Annotated in this window: 14 protein-coding genes; 6 read left to right on the top strand and 8 right to left on the bottom strand. The window is 65.7% G+C overall.

The genetic code is table 11. The features are described 5' to 3' along the window. Window positions 1-67: 67 nt before the first annotated feature. The 3 genes from ACQ4N9_RS13235 (at window position 68) to pgm (ending at window position 5686) form a co-directional block, all read left to right on the top strand. Window positions 68-1717 (top strand): VRR-NUC domain-containing protein, encoded by a 1650-nt coding sequence (locus ACQ4N9_RS13235; protein ID WP_390968742.1) that lies wholly within the window; start codon window positions 68-70, stop codon window positions 1715-1717. Beyond that, the gene (locus ACQ4N9_RS13230; protein WP_390968744.1) at window positions 1714-3969 is read left to right on the top strand and encodes a helicase C-terminal domain-containing protein; all 2256 of its coding nucleotides are present in this window, start codon (window positions 1714-1716) and stop codon (window positions 3967-3969) included. The genes ACQ4N9_RS13235 and ACQ4N9_RS13230 overlap by 4 nt, the downstream gene beginning before the upstream one ends. Before the next feature lie 79 nt (window positions 3970-4048). Beyond that, window positions 4049-5686: a phosphoglucomutase (alpha-D-glucose-1,6-bisphosphate-dependent) gene (gene pgm, locus ACQ4N9_RS13225; RefSeq protein WP_390968746.1), complete on the top strand. Its 1638-nt coding sequence runs from the start codon at window positions 4049-4051 to the stop codon at window positions 5684-5686. A 165-nt stretch (window positions 5687-5851) separates the two neighbouring features. Here the strand turns inward: pgm and ACQ4N9_RS13220 are convergent, their stop codons facing one another. The 6 genes from ACQ4N9_RS13220 to ACQ4N9_RS13195 form a co-directional block, all read right to left on the bottom strand. After that, window positions 5852-7441, bottom strand: a complete 1590-nt coding sequence (locus ACQ4N9_RS13220) for an aldehyde dehydrogenase (NADP(+)) (RefSeq protein ID WP_390968748.1) — start codon at window positions 7439-7441, stop codon at window positions 5852-5854. A 183-nt stretch (window positions 7442-7624) separates the two neighbouring features. Further along, window positions 7625-9178, bottom strand: a complete 1554-nt coding sequence (garD, locus tag ACQ4N9_RS13215) for a galactarate dehydratase (protein ID WP_390968750.1) — start codon at window positions 9176-9178, stop codon at window positions 7625-7627. 79 nt (window positions 9179-9257) lie between these two features. Beyond that, entirely contained in the window at window positions 9258-10613 is a 1356-nt protein-coding gene (locus ACQ4N9_RS13210) for an MFS transporter (RefSeq protein ID WP_390968751.1), read from the bottom strand. A gap of 136 nt (window positions 10614-10749) precedes the next feature. Then, a complete protein-coding gene (gene kdgD / locus ACQ4N9_RS13205) occupies window positions 10750-11667 on the bottom strand; it encodes a 5-dehydro-4-deoxyglucarate dehydratase (RefSeq protein WP_125858845.1) in 918 nt (305 codons plus the stop codon). 597 nt (window positions 11668-12264) lie between these two features. Beyond that, window positions 12265-13074, bottom strand: coding sequence for a gamma-glutamyl-gamma-aminobutyrate hydrolase family protein (locus ACQ4N9_RS13200; protein ID WP_110996215.1), 810 nt, complete (start codon window positions 13072-13074; stop codon window positions 12265-12267). A gap of 289 nt (window positions 13075-13363) precedes the next feature. Further along, window positions 13364-14239, bottom strand: a complete 876-nt coding sequence (locus ACQ4N9_RS13195) for a helix-turn-helix domain-containing protein (protein WP_390968753.1) — start codon at window positions 14237-14239, stop codon at window positions 13364-13366. Window positions 14240-14372: 133 nt separating this feature from the next. Between ACQ4N9_RS13195 and pobA the strand changes: the two genes are divergently transcribed. Then, complete coding sequence (gene pobA / locus ACQ4N9_RS13190) at window positions 14373-15560, top strand: 4-hydroxybenzoate 3-monooxygenase (RefSeq protein WP_390968754.1); 1188 nt, start codon at window positions 14373-14375, stop codon at window positions 15558-15560. Between the two features lie 99 nt (window positions 15561-15659). On the opposite strand, the gene ACQ4N9_RS13185 is transcribed toward pobA, so the two are convergent. Continuing rightward, complete coding sequence (locus ACQ4N9_RS13185) at window positions 15660-16310, bottom strand: ankyrin repeat domain-containing protein (RefSeq protein WP_390968755.1); 651 nt, start codon at window positions 16308-16310, stop codon at window positions 15660-15662. Window positions 16311-16469: 159 nt separating this feature from the next. Between ACQ4N9_RS13185 and ACQ4N9_RS13180 the strand changes: the two genes are divergently transcribed. After that, window positions 16470-17351, top strand: a complete 882-nt coding sequence (locus tag ACQ4N9_RS13180) for a LysR substrate-binding domain-containing protein (protein WP_110996210.1) — start codon at window positions 16470-16472, stop codon at window positions 17349-17351. Between the two features lie 9 nt (window positions 17352-17360). Here ACQ4N9_RS13180 and ACQ4N9_RS13175 read toward each other — a convergent pair whose 3' ends face one another. Further along, the gene (locus tag ACQ4N9_RS13175; RefSeq protein WP_390968756.1) at window positions 17361-18185 is read right to left on the bottom strand and encodes an aldo/keto reductase; all 825 of its coding nucleotides are present in this window, start codon (window positions 18183-18185) and stop codon (window positions 17361-17363) included. Between the two features lie 213 nt (window positions 18186-18398). Between ACQ4N9_RS13175 and ACQ4N9_RS13170 the strand changes: the two genes are divergently transcribed. Further along, window positions 18399-19277 (top strand): DMT family transporter, encoded by an 879-nt coding sequence (locus ACQ4N9_RS13170; RefSeq protein WP_390968757.1) that lies wholly within the window; start codon window positions 18399-18401, stop codon window positions 19275-19277. Window positions 19278-19571: the final 294 nt, after the last annotated feature.

Below are 19571 nucleotides of genomic sequence, written 5' to 3'. Positions count from 1 at the left end.
GGCACTTGCTTAGCCTTGGGGTCTGTATGTATAACCAGTGTCCATTTCCCGCGCCCGATCCCGCACCGTGATTGCCCATTCCGTCGATGACCCGTTCTATTACCTGCACAACTTCCGACAGGTGCTGAACTGGGTCGAACAGCGTTACGCCGACCTGCTCGATGCCCACGAGCACGGGTTCATCCGCGCCTTCGCCGGCTTGCCGGCGCCTGCCCAGGCCCTGTTGGTGCGCATGGTCATGCGCAAGGGCGAGCTGTTTCGCAGCGACAAACTCAATTACGACGAGATCGGCGATACCGACAGCGCCCTGGCCCCCTTGCTGGGCCTGGGCTGGGTCGATGCCGAGGCGCCGCTGACGCTGGAGCAGCTGTGGCCGCTGCTGCGCAAGGACGAGGCGCTGCACTGTTTTGCCGGGCAACTCAGCCGGCCCAAGGCGGGCAAGGCCGAACTGCTGGCCCAGTTGCAGGCGTTGCAACTGGCGCCGCGTTCACTCGCCGCGTGGTACCCCGATTGCCCCACACAGATCATCCACTGGCGCTTGCAGCCGCTGTGCGACCGCCTGCGCCTGCTGTTTTTCGGCAACCTCTACCAGGACTGGTCGGAGTTCGTCCTCGCCGACCTTGGGCTGCTGCGCTACGAGCAGGTGGCCTTCGCAGAAGACTCACGGGCCTTGCGCCAGCGCAGCGAGGTCGAGCTGGCCATGGCCTTGCACCAGTGCGCCGAACGCCTGGAGCAGGGTGAGGCGCCCGCCACGCTGCTGGCGACGCTAGACGGGCTGGGCAGCGACAATCCCTGGCTCGCCCGGCGGCGTGCGCGGTTGCTGTTCAACCTCGGGCAGCACTGCGAGCGTTTGGGCGAATGGGACCTGGCGCTGCAGGTGTATGGCGATTGCGCCCACCCCGAAGCACGTATCCGCCAGGTGCGGGTGTTCGAGCGCAGTGAGCAGTGGCCCCAGGCGCACGCGCTGGCGGCCGACATGGCGGCGGCGCCGGCCAACCCGCTCGAGCGTCAGGCCCTGGAGCGCATGCTGCCGCGCCTGGCGCGCAAGCTTGGCGGGCCGGCGCAACCCCGTCGGCGCAGCGATGCGGTGCCGGTGATCGAGCTGGAACTGCCGGCCGAGCATGCGGTTTTCGGGGTGGAGGAGGCGGTACGCCGGCACCTGGAGCAGGACGGCGGCGTGGCCCACTACGTCGAAAACACCCTGTTCAACAGCCTGTTCGGCTTGCTCTGCTGGGACGCCATCTTCGCCCCGTTGCCGGGGGCGTTCTTCCACCCGTTCCAGAGCGGGCCGCAAGACCTGCACGATGGCGACTTCCAGCTGCGCCGCGCAGCGCTGTTCGAGCAGTGCCTGGGGCGGCTCGACGATGGCAGCCATGGGCAGGCGATCCGCGCCTGCTTCAGCGCCAAGCAGGGCCTGCAGTCACCCTTCGTGTTCTGGCAGATGCTCGATGAACCGCTGCTCGAGCAGGCCCTGGCGTGCCTGCCCGCCGCGCACTTGAAAGCGTGCTTTGCGCGCCTGTTGCAGGATATCCGCAACAACCGCGCCGGCATGCCCGACCTGATCCAGTTCTGGCCCGACGAGGGGCGCTATCGCATGGTCGAGGTCAAGGGCCCGGGTGACCGCCTGCAGGACAGCCAGCTGCGCTGGCTGGCGTTCTGCAAAGAGCACGGGCTGCCGGTGGTGGTCTGCCATGTGCGCTGGCAGTCGGCGCCATGAGCTACACGGTAGCGGTACGCGCCCTGTGCGAATTCAGCGCCAAGGTAGGCGACCTCGACTTGCGCTTCACCCCGTCCCCGACCGCCCAGGAGGGGATCGCCGGCCATCGCCGGGTGGTGGCGCGGCGTGCTGCCGGCTACGAGGCCGAAGTGGCGCTGGAGGGTGAATACCAGGGCCTGCGTGTGCGCGGCCGCGCCGATGGCTACGACCCGGCAGGCAACCGCCTGGAGGAGATCAAGACCCACCGTGGCGACCTGGCCCGCCAGCCCGACAACCACCGTCAACTGCACTGGGCCCAGGCCAAGGTGTATGGCTGGTTGCTGTGCCAGGCGCGGCAACTGAAGGACATCGAGGTGGCGCTGGTCTACCTGGATATCGACAGCGACAGCCAGACGGTGATCAGCGAGCGCTACAGCGCCGCCGATCTGCAGCAGTTCTTCCATGCCCAGTGCCAGCGTTTTCTCGCCTGGGCAAGGGCCCAGGAGCAGCGCCTGGCCGAGCGCAACCGTGGCTTGCAGGCGTTGGCGTTCCCCTATCCAGCGCTGCGCCATGGCCAGCGCCAGTTGGCCGAAACCCTGTACAAGGCGGTGAGCACCGGCCGCTGCCTGATGGCCCAGGCCAGCACCGGCATCGGCAAGACCCTCGGCACCCTGTTCCCGCTGCTCAAGGCCGTGGTGCCCCAGCAGTTGGACAAGCTGTATTTCCTCACCGCCAAGACCCCAGGCCGTGCGCTGGCCCTGGATGCCTTGCGCCAGCTCACCCGTGACGGCACCCAGCCGGCCCTGCGCACCCTGGAGCTGATTGCCCGCGACAAGGCGTGCGAGTACCCCGAGAACGCTTGCCATGGTGAGTCCTGCCCGTTGGCCAAGGGCTTCTACGACCGCTTGCCGGCGGCGCGTGAGGCGGCAGCGGCAGTGCCGTTGCTCGACCGCGCGGCCCTGCGCGAGGTGGCCCTGGCACACCAGGTGTGCCCGTATTACCTCGGCCAGGAAATGGCGCGCTGGGTCGACCTGCTGGTGGCCGACTACAACTACTACTTCGACGCCCATGCGCTGTTGTTCGGCCTGGCCCAGGCCAACCAGTGGCGTACGGCCGTGCTGGTGGACGAGGCGCACAACCTGGTCGAGCGCGGCCGGCAGATGTACAGCGCCAGCCTCGACCAAGGCCAGTTGCAGGCGCTGCGCCAGGCCAAGCCGATGGGCCTTGGCAGTGCGCTGGACCGGCTCAACCGCCAGTGGAATGCGCTGTACAAGGCGCAGGTGGCGCCGTATCAGGCCGGCGAGCAGTTGCCCGAGGTGTTTCTGCGCGCGCTGGCGCAGTGCATCGGGCTGATCCAGGAGCGCATGAACCAGGCGCCCGCCGAAGTAGAGCCCAAGGTGCTGGAGTTCTTCTACCAGGCGTTGCAGTTCAGCCGTATCGCCGAGCTGTTCGATGAGCACTTCCTGTTCGATATCAGCCAACGCAATGGCCCGCGCGGCCGGCGCCTGGCCACCCTGTGCCTGCGTAACGTGGTGCCGGCGCGCTTGCTCGGGCCACGGATGAGTGCCGCGCGCAGCGTCACGCTGTTCTCCGCCACGCTCAACCCCCGGCACTACTACAGCGACCTGCTGGGCATGCCGGCCGACACCGCCTGGCTGGAAGTGGCCGCACCCTTTCGCGCCGAGCAGTTGGAGGTGCGCATCGTCAGTGAAGTGTCCACCCGTTATCAGCAGCGCCAGGCCTCGCTGGCGCCGATCGTCGAGCTGATCGCCGAGCAGTACGCGCGTCAACCCGGCAATTACCTGGCGTTTTTCAGCAGTTTCGAATACCTCGAGCAGGTCGCTCGGCTATTGGCCGAACGCCACCCCGGGCTGCCCCAGTGGCGCCAGGCGCCGGGCATGGACGAGGCCGGGCGCGAGGCCTTCCTGGCGCGGTTTGTGGCGGACGGGCAGGGCATCGGCTTCGCCGTGCTTGGCGGTGCCTTCGGCGAGGGCGTCGACCTGCCGGGTACACGGCTGATCGGCGCCTTCGTCGCCACCCTGGGCCTGCCCCAGGTCAACCCGGTCAACGAGCAGTTCAAGCAGCGCCTGGGGCGGCAGTTCGGTGCCGGTTTCGACTATGCCTACCTGTATCCGGGTGTACGCAAGGTGATCCAGGCCGCCGGCCGGGTGATCCGTGGCGACCAGGACCGTGGCGTGCTGCTGCTGATCGACGAGCGCTTCGCCGAACCCCGGGTGCGGCAGATGTTTCCCAGCTGGTGGCGATACGCCTGAACGCGCCCATCGCCTGGCGTTGAAACTCCCAGTACACTTCGCGTTCCAACCCCAACATTCGTTGCTTTCGAGGTTTTGCATGACGCTCAGTCCTTTGGCAGGCAAGCCGGCTCCGGCCAGCGTGCTGGTCGATATCCCCCGGCTGTTGACCGCCTACTACACCGGCCGCCCTGACGCCGCCGTGGCGGCCCAGCGCGTGGCCTTCGGCACCTCGGGGCACCGGGGCAGTTCGTTCGAGCTGAGCTTCAACGAGCATCACGTGCTGGCCATCACCCAGGCCATCTGCCTGTACCGCCAGGAAAAGGGCATCGACGGCCCGCTGTTCATCGGCGCCGACACCCACGCGCTGTCCGCCCCGGCCGCCGCCAGCGCGCTGGAAGTGCTGGCCGCCAACGGCGTTCAGGTGCGGCTGAGCAAGGACGACGAGTACACCCCCACGCCTGCGGTGTCCCACGCCATCCTCTGCCACAACCGTGGCCGTACAGCGCAACTGGCTGACGGCATCGTCATCACGCCGTCGCACAACCCGCCGCAGAGCGGCGGCTTCAAGTACAACCCACCCAATGGCGGCCCGGCCGACAGCGACGTGACCAAGTGGATCGAGGCCAAGGCCAACGAACTGCTGGCGGCCAACCTGGCCGGGGTCAAGCGCATGGCTTACCAGCAGGCGCTCGAGGCCGCGACCACCCAGCGTCATGACTACGTCAACAGCTATGTCGCTGACCTGGAAAACGTCATCGACTTCGACGTGATCCGTGGCGCCAACCTGCGCCTGGGCGTCGACCCGCTGGGCGGCGCCGGGGTGCGCTACTGGTCGGCCATCGCCGAGCGCTACCAGTTGAACCTGGAAGTGGTGAACACCGAGGTCGACCCGACGTTCCGCTTCATGTGCGTCGACTGGGACGGCCAGATCCGCATGGACCCGTCCTCGCCGTACGCCATGCAGGGCCTGATCGGCCTGCGCGAGCGTTTCGACGTGGCCTTCGCCTGCGACCCGGACCACGACCGCCACGGCATCGTCACCGCCGACGGCCTGCTGCAACCGAACAACTACCTGGCCGTGGCCATCGACTACCTGTACCGCCACCGCCCGCAGTGGCGCAAAGACGCCGCCGTCGGCAAGACCGTGGTGTCCAGCGGCCTGATCGACCGCGTCACTGCCGCACTGGGCCGTGAGCTGTACGAAGTGCCGGTGGGGTTCAAGTTCTTCGCCCCGGGCCTGTTCGACGGCTCCTTGGGCTTTGGTGGCGAAGAAAGCGCCGGCGCCTCGTTCCTGCGCAAGGACGGCTCGGTCTGGGCCACCGACAAGGACGGCCTGATCCCGGCCCTGCTGGCCGCCGAGATGACCGCCCGTACCGGTCGTAATCCGAGCCAGATCTACGCCGATCTCACCGCCAAACTGGGCAAACCCTACGCGACCCGTGTCGAGGCCAAGGCCGACCTGCGGCAGAAGGCGGCGCTGAGCAAGCTGGCGCCGGAGCAGGTCAAGTCCACCGAGCTGGCTGGTGAGCCGATCGAGCAGATCCTCAGCCATGCCCCGGGCAACAACCAGGCCATCGGCGGCCTGAAAGTGATGACCGCCAACGGCTGGTTCGCCGCGCGGCCGTCCGGCACCGAGGACATCTACAAGATCTACGCCGAAAGCTTCATCGACGAGGCGCACCTCAAGCGCCTGGTAGAGGAAGCCCAGGTGCTGGTGGACGCGGCGATCGCCTGATCGGCAAAGCTGCTAGACCTAGTTAGCTAATGGGGCTGCTCCGCAGCCCTTCGCGGGTAAACCCGCTCCCACAGGATTTGCGCTCGCAGTACCTGTGGGAGCGGGTTTACCCGCGAAGGGCCGCAGAGCGGCCCCATTTGACTCATAGGCATTGCATCCAGCGGATCAGATCGCCGCGTCGCTCCACTGGCCATTCACCAGGCGGCGCAGCCCCAGCGGGTTGCCGTCGCGCAGTGCAGCCGGCAGCAGCGCCTGCGGGTAGTTCTGGTAGCACACCGGGCGCAGGAAGCGGTCGATGGCCAGGGTGCCGACCGAAGTGCCACGGGCATCGGAGGTGGCCGGGTAGGGGCCGCCGTGGACCATCGCATCGCACACCTCGACACCGGTCGGGTAACCGTTGACCAGGATGCGGCCGACTTTCTCCTCCAGCAGCGGCACCAGCCAGGCGAAGGCTTCGAAGTCCTCCGGCTCGCCAATCAGCGTGGCGGTGAGCTGGCCACGCAGGCCGAGCAGGGCGGCGCGCAGTTGCTCGTTGCCGCTGACTTCCACGGCCACGGTGGTCGGGCCGAACACTTCTTCCTGCAGCAGCGGGTCGGACTCCACCAGCAGGCGGGCATCGGCCTTGAACAGCTGGGCGCGGGCCTGGTTGCCCTCCTGGGCCTGACCGGCCAGGTGCTGGGTGCCGGCGTGGGCGTGCAGGTGCTGCAGGCCGCCAACGTAGCTGCGCAGGCCGCCCGCGTTGAGCAGGGTCTGGCCGGCCTGGGCGTCCAGATGCTGGCCGAGGTCAGCCAGCAGTTGGCTGAACTGCGGCGATTGCAGGCCGATGACCATGCCTGGGTTGGTGCAGAACTGACCTGCGCCCATGCACACGGAACCAGCCAGTTCACGGGCGATGGCCTCGCCACGCTTGGCCAGCGCGTCCGGCAGGATGATCACCGGGTTAATGCTGGACATCTCGGCGAACACCGGGATTGGCTGCGGGCGCTCGGCGGCCATGCGGCACAGGGCATCACCGCCTTTGAGCGAGCCGGTGAAGCCAACGGCCTGGATCGCCGGGTGCTTGACCAGCCACTCGCCGACACCGCCACCGAAGACCATGTTGAACACGCCCTTGGGCATGCCAGTGCGGGCGGCGGCGCGCTCGATGGCGCAGCCGACCAGGTCGGCGGTGGCCATGTGGCCGCTGTGGGCCTTGAACACCACCGGGCAACCGGCGGCCAGGGCGGCGGCGGTGTCGCCACCCGCGGTGGAGAACGCCAGCGGGAAGTTGCTGGCACCGAACACCGCCACCGGGCCGACGCCGATGCGCATCTGGCGCAGGTCGACCCGCGGCAGCGGCTGGCGCTCGGGCAGGGCCAGGTCGATGCGTGCGCCGAGGTAGTCGCCGCGGCGCAGCACCTGGGCGAACAGGCGCATCTGGCCGCTGGTACGGCCGCGTTCACCCTGGATGCGGGCGGCGGGCAGGGCGGTTTCACGGCAGACGATGGCGACGAAGCTGTCGTCCAGCTCGTCAAGCTCGTCAAGCTCGGCGGCGATGGCGTCGAGGAATTCGGCGCGGCGTGCCGGGGGCAACTGGCGGAATTCGGCGAAGGCGGCGGCGGCGGCTTGGGCGGCCTGGTCGACTTCGGTTTCAGTGGCTTGGGCGAAGCTGTAGGGCAGGGCTTCGCCGGTGGTGGCGTCCAGGCTCTGCAGGCGCTGGGTGCCGGCGGCGCTGCGCTGGCCTGCGATGAAGTTGTGGCCGAGGATCTCAGGCATGGGGTGCTCCTGTAGTCGCTGAAGGAAGAATGCTATTTGGGCAGGTTTGCTTGGCCTCTGTGGGAGCGGGTTCACCCGCGAACACCGGCGAAGCCGGTGCCATGCACCGTGCCGCCTGTTTCGCGGGTAAACCCGCTCCCACAGGGATCGCGAGAGTCTGGGAAATCGAGTCAGCCCTTGGCATCAGGTAATGGGTGCCGGGTTGAACAGGGTGATGTCGTTGTGCAGCCCGTGCCGCTCGGCCCAGGTCTGCTGGCGGCCGCTGGCCACGTCCAGGTAATAGTGGAACAGCTCCCAGCCCAGCTCCTCGATGCTCGAGCGGCCGGTGGCGATGCGCCCGGCGTCGATGTCGATCAGGTCGGGCCAGCGCTGGGCCAGCTCGGTGCGGGTGCACACCTTGACCACCGGCGCCATGGCCAGGCCGTACGGCGTGCCGCGCCCGGTGGTGAACACGTGCAGGTTCATGCCGGCGGCCAGCTGCAGGGTGCCGCAGACGAAATCGCTGGCCGGGGTGGCGCAGAAAATCAGGCCTTTGCGCGTCACCCGCTCGCCCGGGCCAAGCACGCCCTGGATGGCGCCGCTGCCGGACTTGACGATCGAGCCCAGGGACTTCTCGACGATGTTCGACAAGCCGCCTTTCTTGTTGCCTGGCGTGGTATTGGCGCTGCGGTCGGCGGCGCCCTGTTGCAGGTAGCGGTCGTACCAGTCCATCTCGCGCACCAGCGCTTCGGCCACCTCTGGCGTTTCGGCGCGGGAGGTGAGCATGTAGATGGCGTCACGCACTTCGGTGACTTCCGAGAACAGCACCGTGGCCCCGGCGCGCACCAGCAGGTCGGCGGCATAGCCCAGCGCCGGGTTGGCGGTGATGCCGGAAAACGCATCGCTGCCGCCGCACTGCATGCCGAGGATCAGCTCGCTGGCCGGTACGCTCTGACGGCGGCGCTGGTCGAGTTTTTTCAGACGGGTTTCGGCCAGTTGCATGATCTGCTCGATCATCTCGACGAAGCCCAGCGAGGCGTCCTGCAGGCGGTACAGCCAAGGCTCGCTGAGGTCTACCGACGGGTCGCCGTCGTGCATCACCTGGCCGGCCTGGAGTTTTTCGCAGCCCAGGCTGATCACCAGTGCTTCGCCGCCCAGGTTGGGGTTGCGCGCCAGGTTGCGCACGGTGCGGATCGGGATGTAGGCGTCGCGGGCGTTGATCGCCACGCCGCAGCCGTAGCTGTGGGTGAGGGCGACCACGTCATCGACGTTGGGGTACTTGGGCAGCAGTTCGGCGCGGATGCGCTTGACCGCGTGATCGAGCACGCCGGTCACGCACTGCACAGTGGTGGTGATGCCGAGGATGTTGCGGGTGCCGACGGTGCCGTCGGCGTTGCGGTAGCCTTCGAAGGTGAAACCTTCGAGCGGCGGCAGGGCGGCGGGCACGGCGTCGCAGCGCGGCAGGCTGTCGAGCTCGGGCGCGGCCGGCATGTCCAGCTGATCTTCCTTGACCCAGCTGCCTTGTTGCAGCCGTTCGCGGGCATAGCCGATGACTTGGCCGTAGCGGCGTACAGGGGCGCCGGGTTGGATATCGACGGTGGCCACCTTGTGGCTCTGCGGCACGCCTTCGACCAAGGTCAGGCCATCGGCGAAACGGGCGCCTTCGCCCAGGCCGCCGTCGTTCACCACCACCACGACGTTGTCGTCATCGTGCAGGCGGACGTAGCGGGGCGACTCGGAATGTTCGATCAACTGCATGGTCAGGCCCTTCTGGTTATTTCTCTCAGGCGTTCATACGGCCGCCGGCGCCGCGTGCACGGGCGCCGGGGGCTTTCACTCAGTGGCGCGAACCAGCCAGTTCAGCGGTTGGCGCGGGTTCTTGCTTTGGGCCGTCCTTGAGCTCGATGCGCTTGATCGGGCCGACGATCACCAGGTAGCTGAACACCGCCACCAGGGCGTTGGCGCCGACGTACACCAGCGCCCACTTGAACGAACCGGTAGCACTGATGATGTAGCCGATGACGATCGGTGTGGTGATCGACGCGATGTTGCCGAAGGTGTTGAACAAACCACCCGACAGCCCTGCGATCTGCTTGGGCGAGGTGTCGGCCACCACGGCCCAGCCCAGCGCGCCGATGCCTTTGCCGAAGAAGGCCAGGGTCATGAAGCCTACTACCATCCATTCGGCGTCGACGTAGTTGCAGAACACCATGGTGGTCGACAGCAACAGGCCGCAGACGATCGGCAGCTTGCGCGAGAAGGTCAGCGAGTTGCCGCGGCGCAGCAGCCAGTCCGACAGTACACCGCCGAGCACACCACCGATAAAGCCACAGATCGCCGGCAACGAGGCGATGAAACCGGCCTTGAGGATGGTCATGCCGCGTTCCTGCACCAGGTACACCGGGAACCAGGTGAGGAAGAAGTAGGTGATGGCGTTGATGCAGTACTGGCCCAGGTATACGCCCAGCAGCATGCGGCTGGTCAGCAGTTGCTTGATGTAGCCCCATTTCGGGCCGTCGTTGCCGCGTTTCTGGTCCATGTCCACCAGGCCGCCGTTCTGCTCGATGTGCTCGAGCTCGCTGGGGCTGATGCGTGGGTGCTGGCGTGGGTTGTAGATCGTTTTCATCCACACCCCGCTGAACACGATGCCCAGTACACCCATCACCACGAACACGTGCTCCCAGCCGAAGCTGAAGACGATCCAGCCCATGATCGGGGCGAACAGGGCAGTGGCAAAGTACTGCGCCGAGTTGAAGATTGCCGAGGCGGTGCCGCGCTCCTGGGTGGGGAACCAGGCCGCGACGATCCGGGCGTTGCCGGGGAACGACGGGGCTTCGGCGAAACCGACCAGAAAGCGCAGGGTGAACAGCGTGACCACGGCCCAGGCCACCGGCAGGCCACCGACGAAGCCCTGCAGCAGGGTGAACAGCGACCAGGTGAAGATGCTGAAGGCATAGACCTTCTTCGAGCCGAAGCGGTCGAGCAGCCAGCCGCCGGGGATTTGCCCGGCCACGTAGGCCCAGCCGAAGGCGGAGAAGATGTAGCCGAGGGTGACCGCGTCGATGCCAAGGTCCTTCTGCAGGCTGGAGCCGGCAATGGCGATGGTGGCGCGGTCGGCGTAGTTGATGGTGGTCACCAGGAACAGCATCAACAGAATCAGGTAGCGCACATGCGTCTTTTTCGTCGCTTGCATGCTGCTTACTCCCACTAGTTATTTTTGTGCGGGCTATCAGATTGTCTTATGGCGCCAGGGCAGGGCACCGGGCCGCGTTGCGGCCCATTGCCGGCAAGCCTGCTCCTGTGGGAGCCGGTTTGCCGGCGATCGGGGCTTACAGTGTCTGTGGCCCCATCTTGTCCATCAGCGCGGCGAGCATCTCGTACTCCTGCGCGGTCAGGTCGGTCAGCGGCGTGCGCACCGGGCCTGCGTCGTAACCGGCGATCCGCGCGCCGGCCTTGACGATGCTCACGGCGTAGCCGGCCTTGCGGTTGCGGATGTCCAGGTACGGCAGGAAGAAGTCGTCGATCAGCTTGCCGACGGTGGCGTGATCGTCACGGGCGATGGCGTGGTAGAAGTCCATCGCGGTCTTGGGCACGAAGTTGAACACCGCCGAGGAGTACACCGGCACACCGAGGGCTTTATACGCGGCAGCATACACCTCGGCGGTGGGCAGGCCACCCAGGTAGCTGAAACGATCACCCAGGCGGCGACGGATCGACACCATCAGTTCGATGTCGCCCAGGCCATCTTTGTAGCCGATCAGGTTCGGGCAGCGCTCGGCGAGCTTTTCCAGCAGGTCGGCATTCAGCCGGCAGACGTTGCGGTTGTAGACCACGACACCGATGTTGACGGCCTTGCACACTGCCTCGACATGGGCGGCGACGCCGTCCTGGCTGGCTTCGGTGAGGTAGTGCGGCAGCAGCAGCAGGCCCTTGGCGCCCAGGCGCTCGGCTTCCTTGGCGTATTCGATGGCCTGGCGGGTCGAGCCGCCGACACCGGCGAGGATCGGTACCGAGGTGGCGCAGGTGTCGACTGCGGTCTTGATCACCTGGCTGTACTCGCTGGCGGCCAGGGAGAAGAACTCACCGGTGCCGCCGGCGGCGAACAGCGCGCTGGCGCCATAGGGGGCCAGCCATTCCAGACGCTTGACGTAGCCGGCAGGGTTGAAGTCGCCCTGGGCGTCGAAGTCGGTGACCGGGAAAGACAGCAGGCCGTGGGAGAGGATGGATTTCAGTTCTTGTGGAGTCATTGTTGTAGGCATCCTGTGGCGCTTGGGGTGAAGGGTGTTGTTCTGCGTTAGAGGTAAGTTATCGTACAACTTGTGCGATGACTAGTCCCTTTGGGTAGATTTTTTGATTTGGGGTGTTCGCCGTCAGGTGTTTGTTGGCGGGGAGATCGAGCGCCGCCCGCGCGGCGCATCGCTGGCAAGCCAGCTCCCACAGTTTGTTTCGGGCCAGTTATTCCTGTGAAAGTACCGGCGCCTGCCTTGGTGCATGCCTTGATTCCTGTGGGGTGGCGGCAACGCCCACACTGAAACCGCGTCGTACCAACAAGGCGGACAGTGATGAGCTTGCAGGAGTGACTGGCCCGAAACAGATGTGGGAGCTGGCTTGCCAGCGATGCGCCGCGCGGGCGGCGCTCGATCTCACAGGCGCAGAAGATCTTACGACAACCACTTGGCAGTCATCGTATCTCTAAAAGGGAGAGGAAAAAAAGATCGCGGAGACAGGCACAAGCCCGCCGCCCGCTTCCACGGGAAGTGTTCTGGGACCAGCAGAGGGTGACCGTAGGAAACGGGGGCGACCTTGCGCCGCCCCGCGATCAAAGCTAACGAAGCTTTGCTGGATCAGGCTGCCTGGTGGCGCTTGACCTGTGACTTGCGGACCTGGGCGCGGCACGCGTCGCCGAAGGCCTGGAACATCTTGATCGAGTCGGGGTTCTTGGCCGCCTGCCACTCCGGGTGCCACTGCACCGCGAACAGGAAGGGCGAAATGCTCGGCGCGTGGATCGCCTCGACCAGGCCGTCTTCGGCATGGGCAATCGGCTCGATACCGGCGCCCAGCTTGCGCAGCCCCTGGCCGTGCAGCGAATTGACGCGGATTTCGTCGGTGCCCAGGGTGTCGCGCAGCCAGCTGCCCGGCTTGATCTTCACCCCATGCACTTGGGCGTATTGCACTTCGACCGGATCTTCCGGGTTTTCCCGGTGGTCGTTGAAGCCAGGCTCGGCGTAGACCTTCTGGTAGATGTCGCCGCCCAGGGCCACGTTGATTTCCTGCATGCCACGGCAGATGCCGAAGATCGGCAGGCCACGCTTGATCGCCGCCTTGACCAGCGGGATGTCGAACAGGTCGCGGTTCTGGTCCTGGCCCTTGCCGGGGGTCTGGTTCTCCTGGCCGTACAGGGCCGGGTCGATGTTGCTGCCGGCACCGGTCAGGTACACGCCGTCGGCCATGTCCAGGTACGTCTCGAGGTCGTCGCTGCCGCAGCAGGTGGGGACCAGCACCGGGACGCAACCGGAGAACTCGACCAGCGGGGTGATGTATTTGTGGGTCATGACCTGATAGTCATGGCCTTTGCGCTCTTGGCTGCCCATGGTCATCAGGACGACGGGTTTGCGCAGGGAAGGTTGCTTGTTGCCAATGTTGCTGTTGGACATATGTCACCTTGGGACAGGTCTTGCCTGTCGTTGTTGTGCAGGCGCACGGCCGGGGCCATGGGTGCAGCCTGTAGCCCCGAGCACTGCCGGCTCGCCTCAGGGGCGATGCCGGTCGGGGCCTGACTGATAGCTTGCCAGAGCCGTTCGATATGTCAAACGAGTGGCAGGGCGCCGAGGCGCCGTTTTTCGGGGGCTTGAAGGTCTCGGAGCCTTGGGTGACAAGGGTTTGGCGGGGGTTTTGGTCAATAATATTTAACGATGCAGTTGGCTCTTTGCGTGGCTGCAATGATTATTCACTTTGCGTGGCACGGCGGTAGGCATTGGGCGTCTGGCCGCTCAAGCGTTTGAAGAAGCGGGCGAAGTAGGTGGGGTCGCTGAAACCCAGGCTGTCGGACAGCTGGCCGATGCTCATGCGCGTGTACGACAGGTTGCGCCGGGCTTCGAGCAGCAGGCGCTGGTGCACCACCTGCAGTGCCGTCTGGCTGGCCAGGGCGCGGCACAGCTGATTGAGCTGCAGGCTGCTTATGCCCAGGCGAGCAGCATAGGTTTCCACGGCCAGGTGTTCACGGTAGTGCGCCTCGACCAGACGCAGATAGCGGCCAAGCAATTGTTGGTCGCGCTCGTTGCGGGTACGCGGGGCACGGTCGTGCTGCTGGCGGTTGATCCACACCATCAACGCGGTGACCAGTGCTTGCAGCAACGCCGCCCGTGCCGGGGCGTTGCCCTGGTATTCCTGTTGCAGTGTGTCGATCAGCGTGTGCAGGCGCAGGCGGTCCTGGCCCAGCGGGTAGCAGCCGGGCGCGGCCAGGACGCTCAATGGCGCGCCCAGGCGTTGCTCGAGGTCGGCCACCAGCGCCGTGCCAAAGGTCAGCACATGGCCCTGGATGTCGGCACTGAAACGAAAGCCATGCACGGTCAGCGGCGGCACCACCTGGATCGCCGCCTGGCGGATCACGCTGCGCTCGCCCTCGATCTCCACCTGCGCCTCGCCGCGCTGCACGTACAACAGCTGGAACAGCTCGGCATGGCGGTGCGCCTTGATCTCCCAGTGGTGCAGGCGGCTGCGTGCCGGGATCGACTCGCAGTGCAGCAGGTCGGTGTCGGGCCAGGCGTGGTTTTCGCCGTAGAGCTGGAACAGCGGAATGCCGGAGAGCGGGCTGGGCATGGGGATGGCCTTGTCCGTTAATCGAACGTTTTTTGTAAAAGTGCAGTTTTTACAGTGGATAGCACACTTTTTCGGCCTTAATCGCTCGTAAAAATGCAGGGGAGAACCGTAACAGCACAAAGAGACAACAACAATGAAGACTCAGGTTGCAATCATTGGCGCAGGCCCGTCCGGCCTGCTGTTGGGCCAACTGCTGCACAAGGCCGGCATCGACACGCTGATCGTCGAGCGCCAGACCCCCGACTACGTACTTGGGCGCATTCGCGCCGGGGTGCTCGAACAGGGCACCGTCGATCTGCTGCGCGAGGCCGGGGTCGGCGAGCGCATGGACCGCGAGGGCCTGGTCCACGAAGGCGTCGAACTGCTGGTCGGTGGCCGCCGCCAGCGCCTGGACCTCAAGGCGCTGACCGGCGGCAAGACGGTGATGGTCTACGGCCAGACCGAGGTCACCCGCGACCTGATGCAGGCCCGCGAGCAGAGCGGGGCACCGATCATCTATTCAGCCAGCAAGGTGCAGCCCCATGATATCGACGGCGCGCAGCCATACCTGACGTTCGAGAAGGATGGCCAGTCGCACCGCGTCGACTGCGACTACATCGCCGGCTGCGACGGCTTCCACGGGGTCGCCCGGCAAAGCATTCCTGAAGGTGTGCTCAAGGCCTATGAGCGGGTCTACCCGTTCGGCTGGTTGGGGCTGCTGGCCGATACGCCGCCGGTGAACCACGAGCTGATCTACGCCTACCACGAGCGCGGTTTCGTGCTGTGCAGCCAGCGTTCGCAGACCCGCAGCCGCTACTACTTGCAAGTGCCGCTGCAGGAGCGCGTGGAGGACTGGCCGGATGCACGTTTCTGGGGTGAGCTCAAGGCTCGGCTGCCTGAAGAAGTGGGGGAACGGCTGGTCACCGGCCCGGCCCTGGAAAAGAGCATCGCGCCGCTGCGCAGCCTGGTGGTCGAGCCCATGCAGCATGGCCGGTTGTTCCTGGTCGGTGATGCCGCGCACATTGTCCCGCCCACGGGTGCCAAAGGTCTCAACCTTGCAGCCTCGGACGTGAACTACCTGTACCGGATCCTGCTCAAGGTGTACCGCGAAGGCCGGGTCGACCTGCTGGCCCAGTACTCACCCATGGCCTTGCGCCGGGTGTGGAAGGGCGAGCGTTTCAGCTGGTTCATGACCCAGTTGCTGCATGATTTTGGTGAGCATCACGATGACTGGGACCGCAAGATGCAGGAGGCTGATCGCGAGTACTTCCTCAGTTCGCAGGCGGGGTTGGTGAATATTGCCGAGAACTATGTGGGGTTGCCGTTCGAGGTGGTGGAGTAAAGGGGCGGTAGTTTTGTAGGCGCGGCACAAGGCCGCTCCTGCAGATGTCGTGCATTACCTGTGGGAGCCGGCTTGCCGGCGATTGGCCCCTCCAAGAAATCAACGTGCCAGCAGCGCGACCATCTCCCCATACCCGCGCTGGCGCGCATGCTCCAGCGCCGTCACCCCGTCCTTGTCGGCAATCGCCGGGTCGGCCCCGGCCGCCAGCAGCCGACGGACGATCTCCACATGGCGCGGCCCGCCATCGCCGAGGATCACCGCCTCCAGCAGCGCGGTCCAGTGCAGGCGGTTGAGGTGGTTCACATCGACCCCGGCATCGATCAGCAACTGCACGGTCTGCACATGCCCGCGCTCGGCCGCCGGGATCAGTGCGGTGCCGCCGTAGCGGTTGGTACTGCTCAAGTCGGCGCCATGGGCGAGGGTCAGGCGCAGTATCTCGTTAAGGCCACGGGCACCGGCGTACAGGTAAGGGCTGTCGTGGATGTTGTCCTTGGCGTTGACGTCGGCACCCGCCTCGATCAGTAGCTGCGCTGCGGCGACCTGGTTGGCGTGGGTGGCTACCAGCAGCGCGGTCTGGCCTTGCTCGTCACGGGCGTCGAGGGTGGCGCCCTGGGCGAGCGCCTGGCGGATGGCGGGCAGGTCGCCAAGGCGGGCGGCATCGAACAGGCGGTCATTCATGGGCAGGCTCTCGGCGTGGGCGGCAAGGCTGGTGAGCAGGGCCAGCAGCAGGGTGGCAATCGGCAGGCGCATGGTCTGGGGTTCCTGGCAGGACGAGCGTTCATCCTAGGTAACTGCGCGCGGCGCCAGAAGTGAATTTTCTGGATGCCAGGCAGTGGCTTTGCACATGGTTGCCGGGCGTGGAGGGGCGTGATAGAAGTCAGCCTTGTCATTCAGAAGTCGAATACCAAGATGTCCATCAGCGTTAAATCGAATAGAGCCCTGTTCGACCTCGACCTGCTGCGCGCCATTGTCGTGGTGGCCGATTGCGGCAGTTTCACCACTGCGGCGGCACGCCTGCATTCCACCCAATCGACCATCAGCCAGAAAGTCCGCCGCCTCGAGGAGATGGTCGGCCACCGCCTGCTGGTGCGCGGTAACCGCGACGTGCTGCCTACCGATGCCGGCCAGACCCTGCTGGGTTACGCCCGGCACATGTTGGCGCTGAACGACCAGATGCTCGAAGCCTTGGCCGGGGCCATGGTCGGCATGACCGTGCGCCTGGGCGTGCCGGAGGACTTCGTTGGCGGGCGCACCACCAATGCGCTGTCGGCCTTCAGCCGGCGCCACCCGCAGGTCAAGCTGGAGGTCACCAGCGGGCTGTGCCGCGACCTCAGCCAGGCCTACGACAACGGCGAGCTCGACCTGGTGCTGCTCAAGCAGCGGCGCAACAGCCGCGAAGGGGTGGCCTGCTGGCCGGAGCGCCTGCAATGGATCGACAGCGCGCGAATGCCAGCCTTCGAGCTCGACCCGGTGCCGCTGGTGACCTTCCCGCCACGGGGCCTGTACCGCGACGACATGATCAGCGCCATCGAGGGCATGGGCCGGCGCTGGCGCATCAGCTTCACCAGCTCCAGCCTCAGCGGCATCCAGGCGGCGGTGGCCGATGGCATGGGCATCAGCCTGCTGCCGCCGCGGGCGGCAACCCGTGAGCACCGGGTGCTGGGGGGCGAGCAGGGGCTGCCGGAGGTGGACAGCTACGAGATCGTGATCGTGCACCGGCCCACGGCCGATGTGATGGTCAAGGCGTTGGCCGAGGTGCTCACCGAGCTGCTGGCGGTGCAGGCGATCTGAAGGGGATGTTCAGCTGTTCCACTGCGGTGCGAAATCCGGGCTGACCAGGCGCCGGTCCTTCGCCAGCGCGGCGATCTGTGCGCGATCCTCATCATCCAGCCGCAGGTCCAGCGCCGCCAGGTTGGCCAGTTGGTTTTCACGGCTGCTGGCTTTGGGGATCACTGCCACGGCTGATTGCTCCAGCAACCAGGCCAAGGCCACTTGGCTGGGCAGCGCGCCGTGTTTGTCGGCGATGGTGCGGATGGCCGGTTGTTCGGCAGCCTGGCCGCGTGCCAGTGGAGTGTAGGCGGTGAAGGCCAGCCCATGCTGGCGAGCGAAGTCGAGCAGCGGCGTCTGGTCGAGCAGCACGTGGTACTCGACCTGGATCGCCGACAGCGGGGCGCCCAGTTGTTCGACCACCTGACGCAGCAGCCCGAGCGGGAAGTTGGCCACGCCGATGCCGCGCGCCTTGCCTTCATCGCGCAGGGCCACCAGGGTTTCGATGCTGCGCGCCAGGTCCCAATCCTTGCCCGGCCAGTGGATATGGAACAGGTCGACCTGTTCGGTGCCCAGGGCGCGCAGGCTGTCTTCCAGGGACTGGCGCATGGCCTGGGGGGTGAGGCGGTCCCACCAGACCTTGGTGGTCAGGTGAATGGCCTCGCGCGGCACGCTGCTGTCACGCAGGGCCTGGCCGACTGCGGCTTCGTTGGTGTAGGCGGTGGCGGTGTCGATATGCCGGTAGCCCAGCTCCAGCGCCTGGTGCACGGCACGGGTGCAGTCGGTGCCGGTCATTGGCCAGGTGCCCAGGCCGATGGCAGGCATGTCGAGGCCGTGGCGGGTGGTGAGCCTGTGCATGGAGGTACTCCTTGTACTGATGGAAGGGTGGCCGGACATGATCGGCCATCGGTGAATGGCTGGCAGTGGGGGCAGGGGGAAAGTGGTCGATCAGCGAACGAAATGTACCGGACAGTACAGATGCCTCGGCCCAGGCAATGTTCATCGCCCTGGATCTCTTCTAGAATCCGCGGATGCCCGGGCGCAAGGCCGGGGCCACCGCCCGAGAGCCCCATGAGTTCCAGTACGCCGCTGTCCGGAGTCAACCAGCCGCTGCGCGGTATCACCCTGGTGGTGGTGGCCACCTTCCTGTTCGCCGGCCACGACGCGTTGTCGAAGTTCCTCGGCGGCATCTACCCGATCATCATGGTGGTGTGGGCCCGTTACCTGGTGCACACCTTGCTGATGGCCGGGATCTTCCTGCCCAAGGCTGGCATGGCGGTGCTGCGTACCCGGCGCCCGTTGTTGCAGACCCTGCGCGCCTTGAGCCTGCTCAGCACCAGCCTGTTGTTCACTGCCGGCTTGCAGTATTTGCCGTTGGCCGAGGCGACGTCGGTCAACTTCCTGGCCCCGGTGCTGGTCACCGCGTTGTCGGTGCCGCTGCTCAAGGAGCGGGTCACGGCGGGGCAGTGGGCGGCGGTGGTGATGGGGTTTGTCGGGGTGCTGGTGGTGGTGCATCCCGGCGGGGCGATGTTTACCCCGGCGATCCTGTTTCCGCTGGGCTCGGCGCTGGGATTCTGTTCTTACCAGTTGTTGACGCGGGTGCTGGCGGCCCATGACAGCCCGACCACCAGCAACTTCTATGCGGGGTTGTGCAATACCTTGGTGCTGAGTGCGATGGTGCCGTTTTTCTGGCAGGTGCCGGAGTGGACGCATGCGTTGTTGATGCTGGCGCTGGGGGGGTGTGGGATGACGGCGCACTTGCTGCTGACGCAGGCGTTCAGGTTTGCGGCGCCGGCTCTGTTGGCGCCGTTCAGTTATTGCCAGATTGTGTTTGCGGGGTTGTTGGGGTTGGTGATTTTTGGGCAGGTGCCGGATGGTATGAGTTTGGTGGGGATTTCGGTGATTTGTTTGAGTGGGTTGGGGGCGGCTTGGATGCAGCGGCGCAAGTAGGGGGTTGGGATTGGTGGTTGTTGCAGTTATTGCTTGATGGTTTCAAGTTTCAAGTTTCAAGTTTCAAGTTTCAAGTTTCAAGTTTCAAGTTTCAAGTTTCAAGTTTCAAGTTTCAAGTTTCAAGTTTCAAGTTTCTTGGGTCTTGTTGTCTGTTGGTTTTGATAGTTGCATGCGCATTCATTTTTGATGTCGACGCATAGTCACCTTTCCGCCCTTACGGCGGGTTACTTTTTTTCTTGGAAAAAAGTAACCAAAAACCGCTCGCTCCATTCATACGGCCCTCCGCTGCGCTCC

The organism is Pseudomonas sp. ES1 (assembly GCF_050586605.1).
GTDB lineage: Bacteria > Pseudomonadota > Gammaproteobacteria > Pseudomonadales > Pseudomonadaceae > Aquipseudomonas > Aquipseudomonas sichuanensis.
This window is presented reverse-complemented; position numbering and strand designations above follow the sequence as displayed.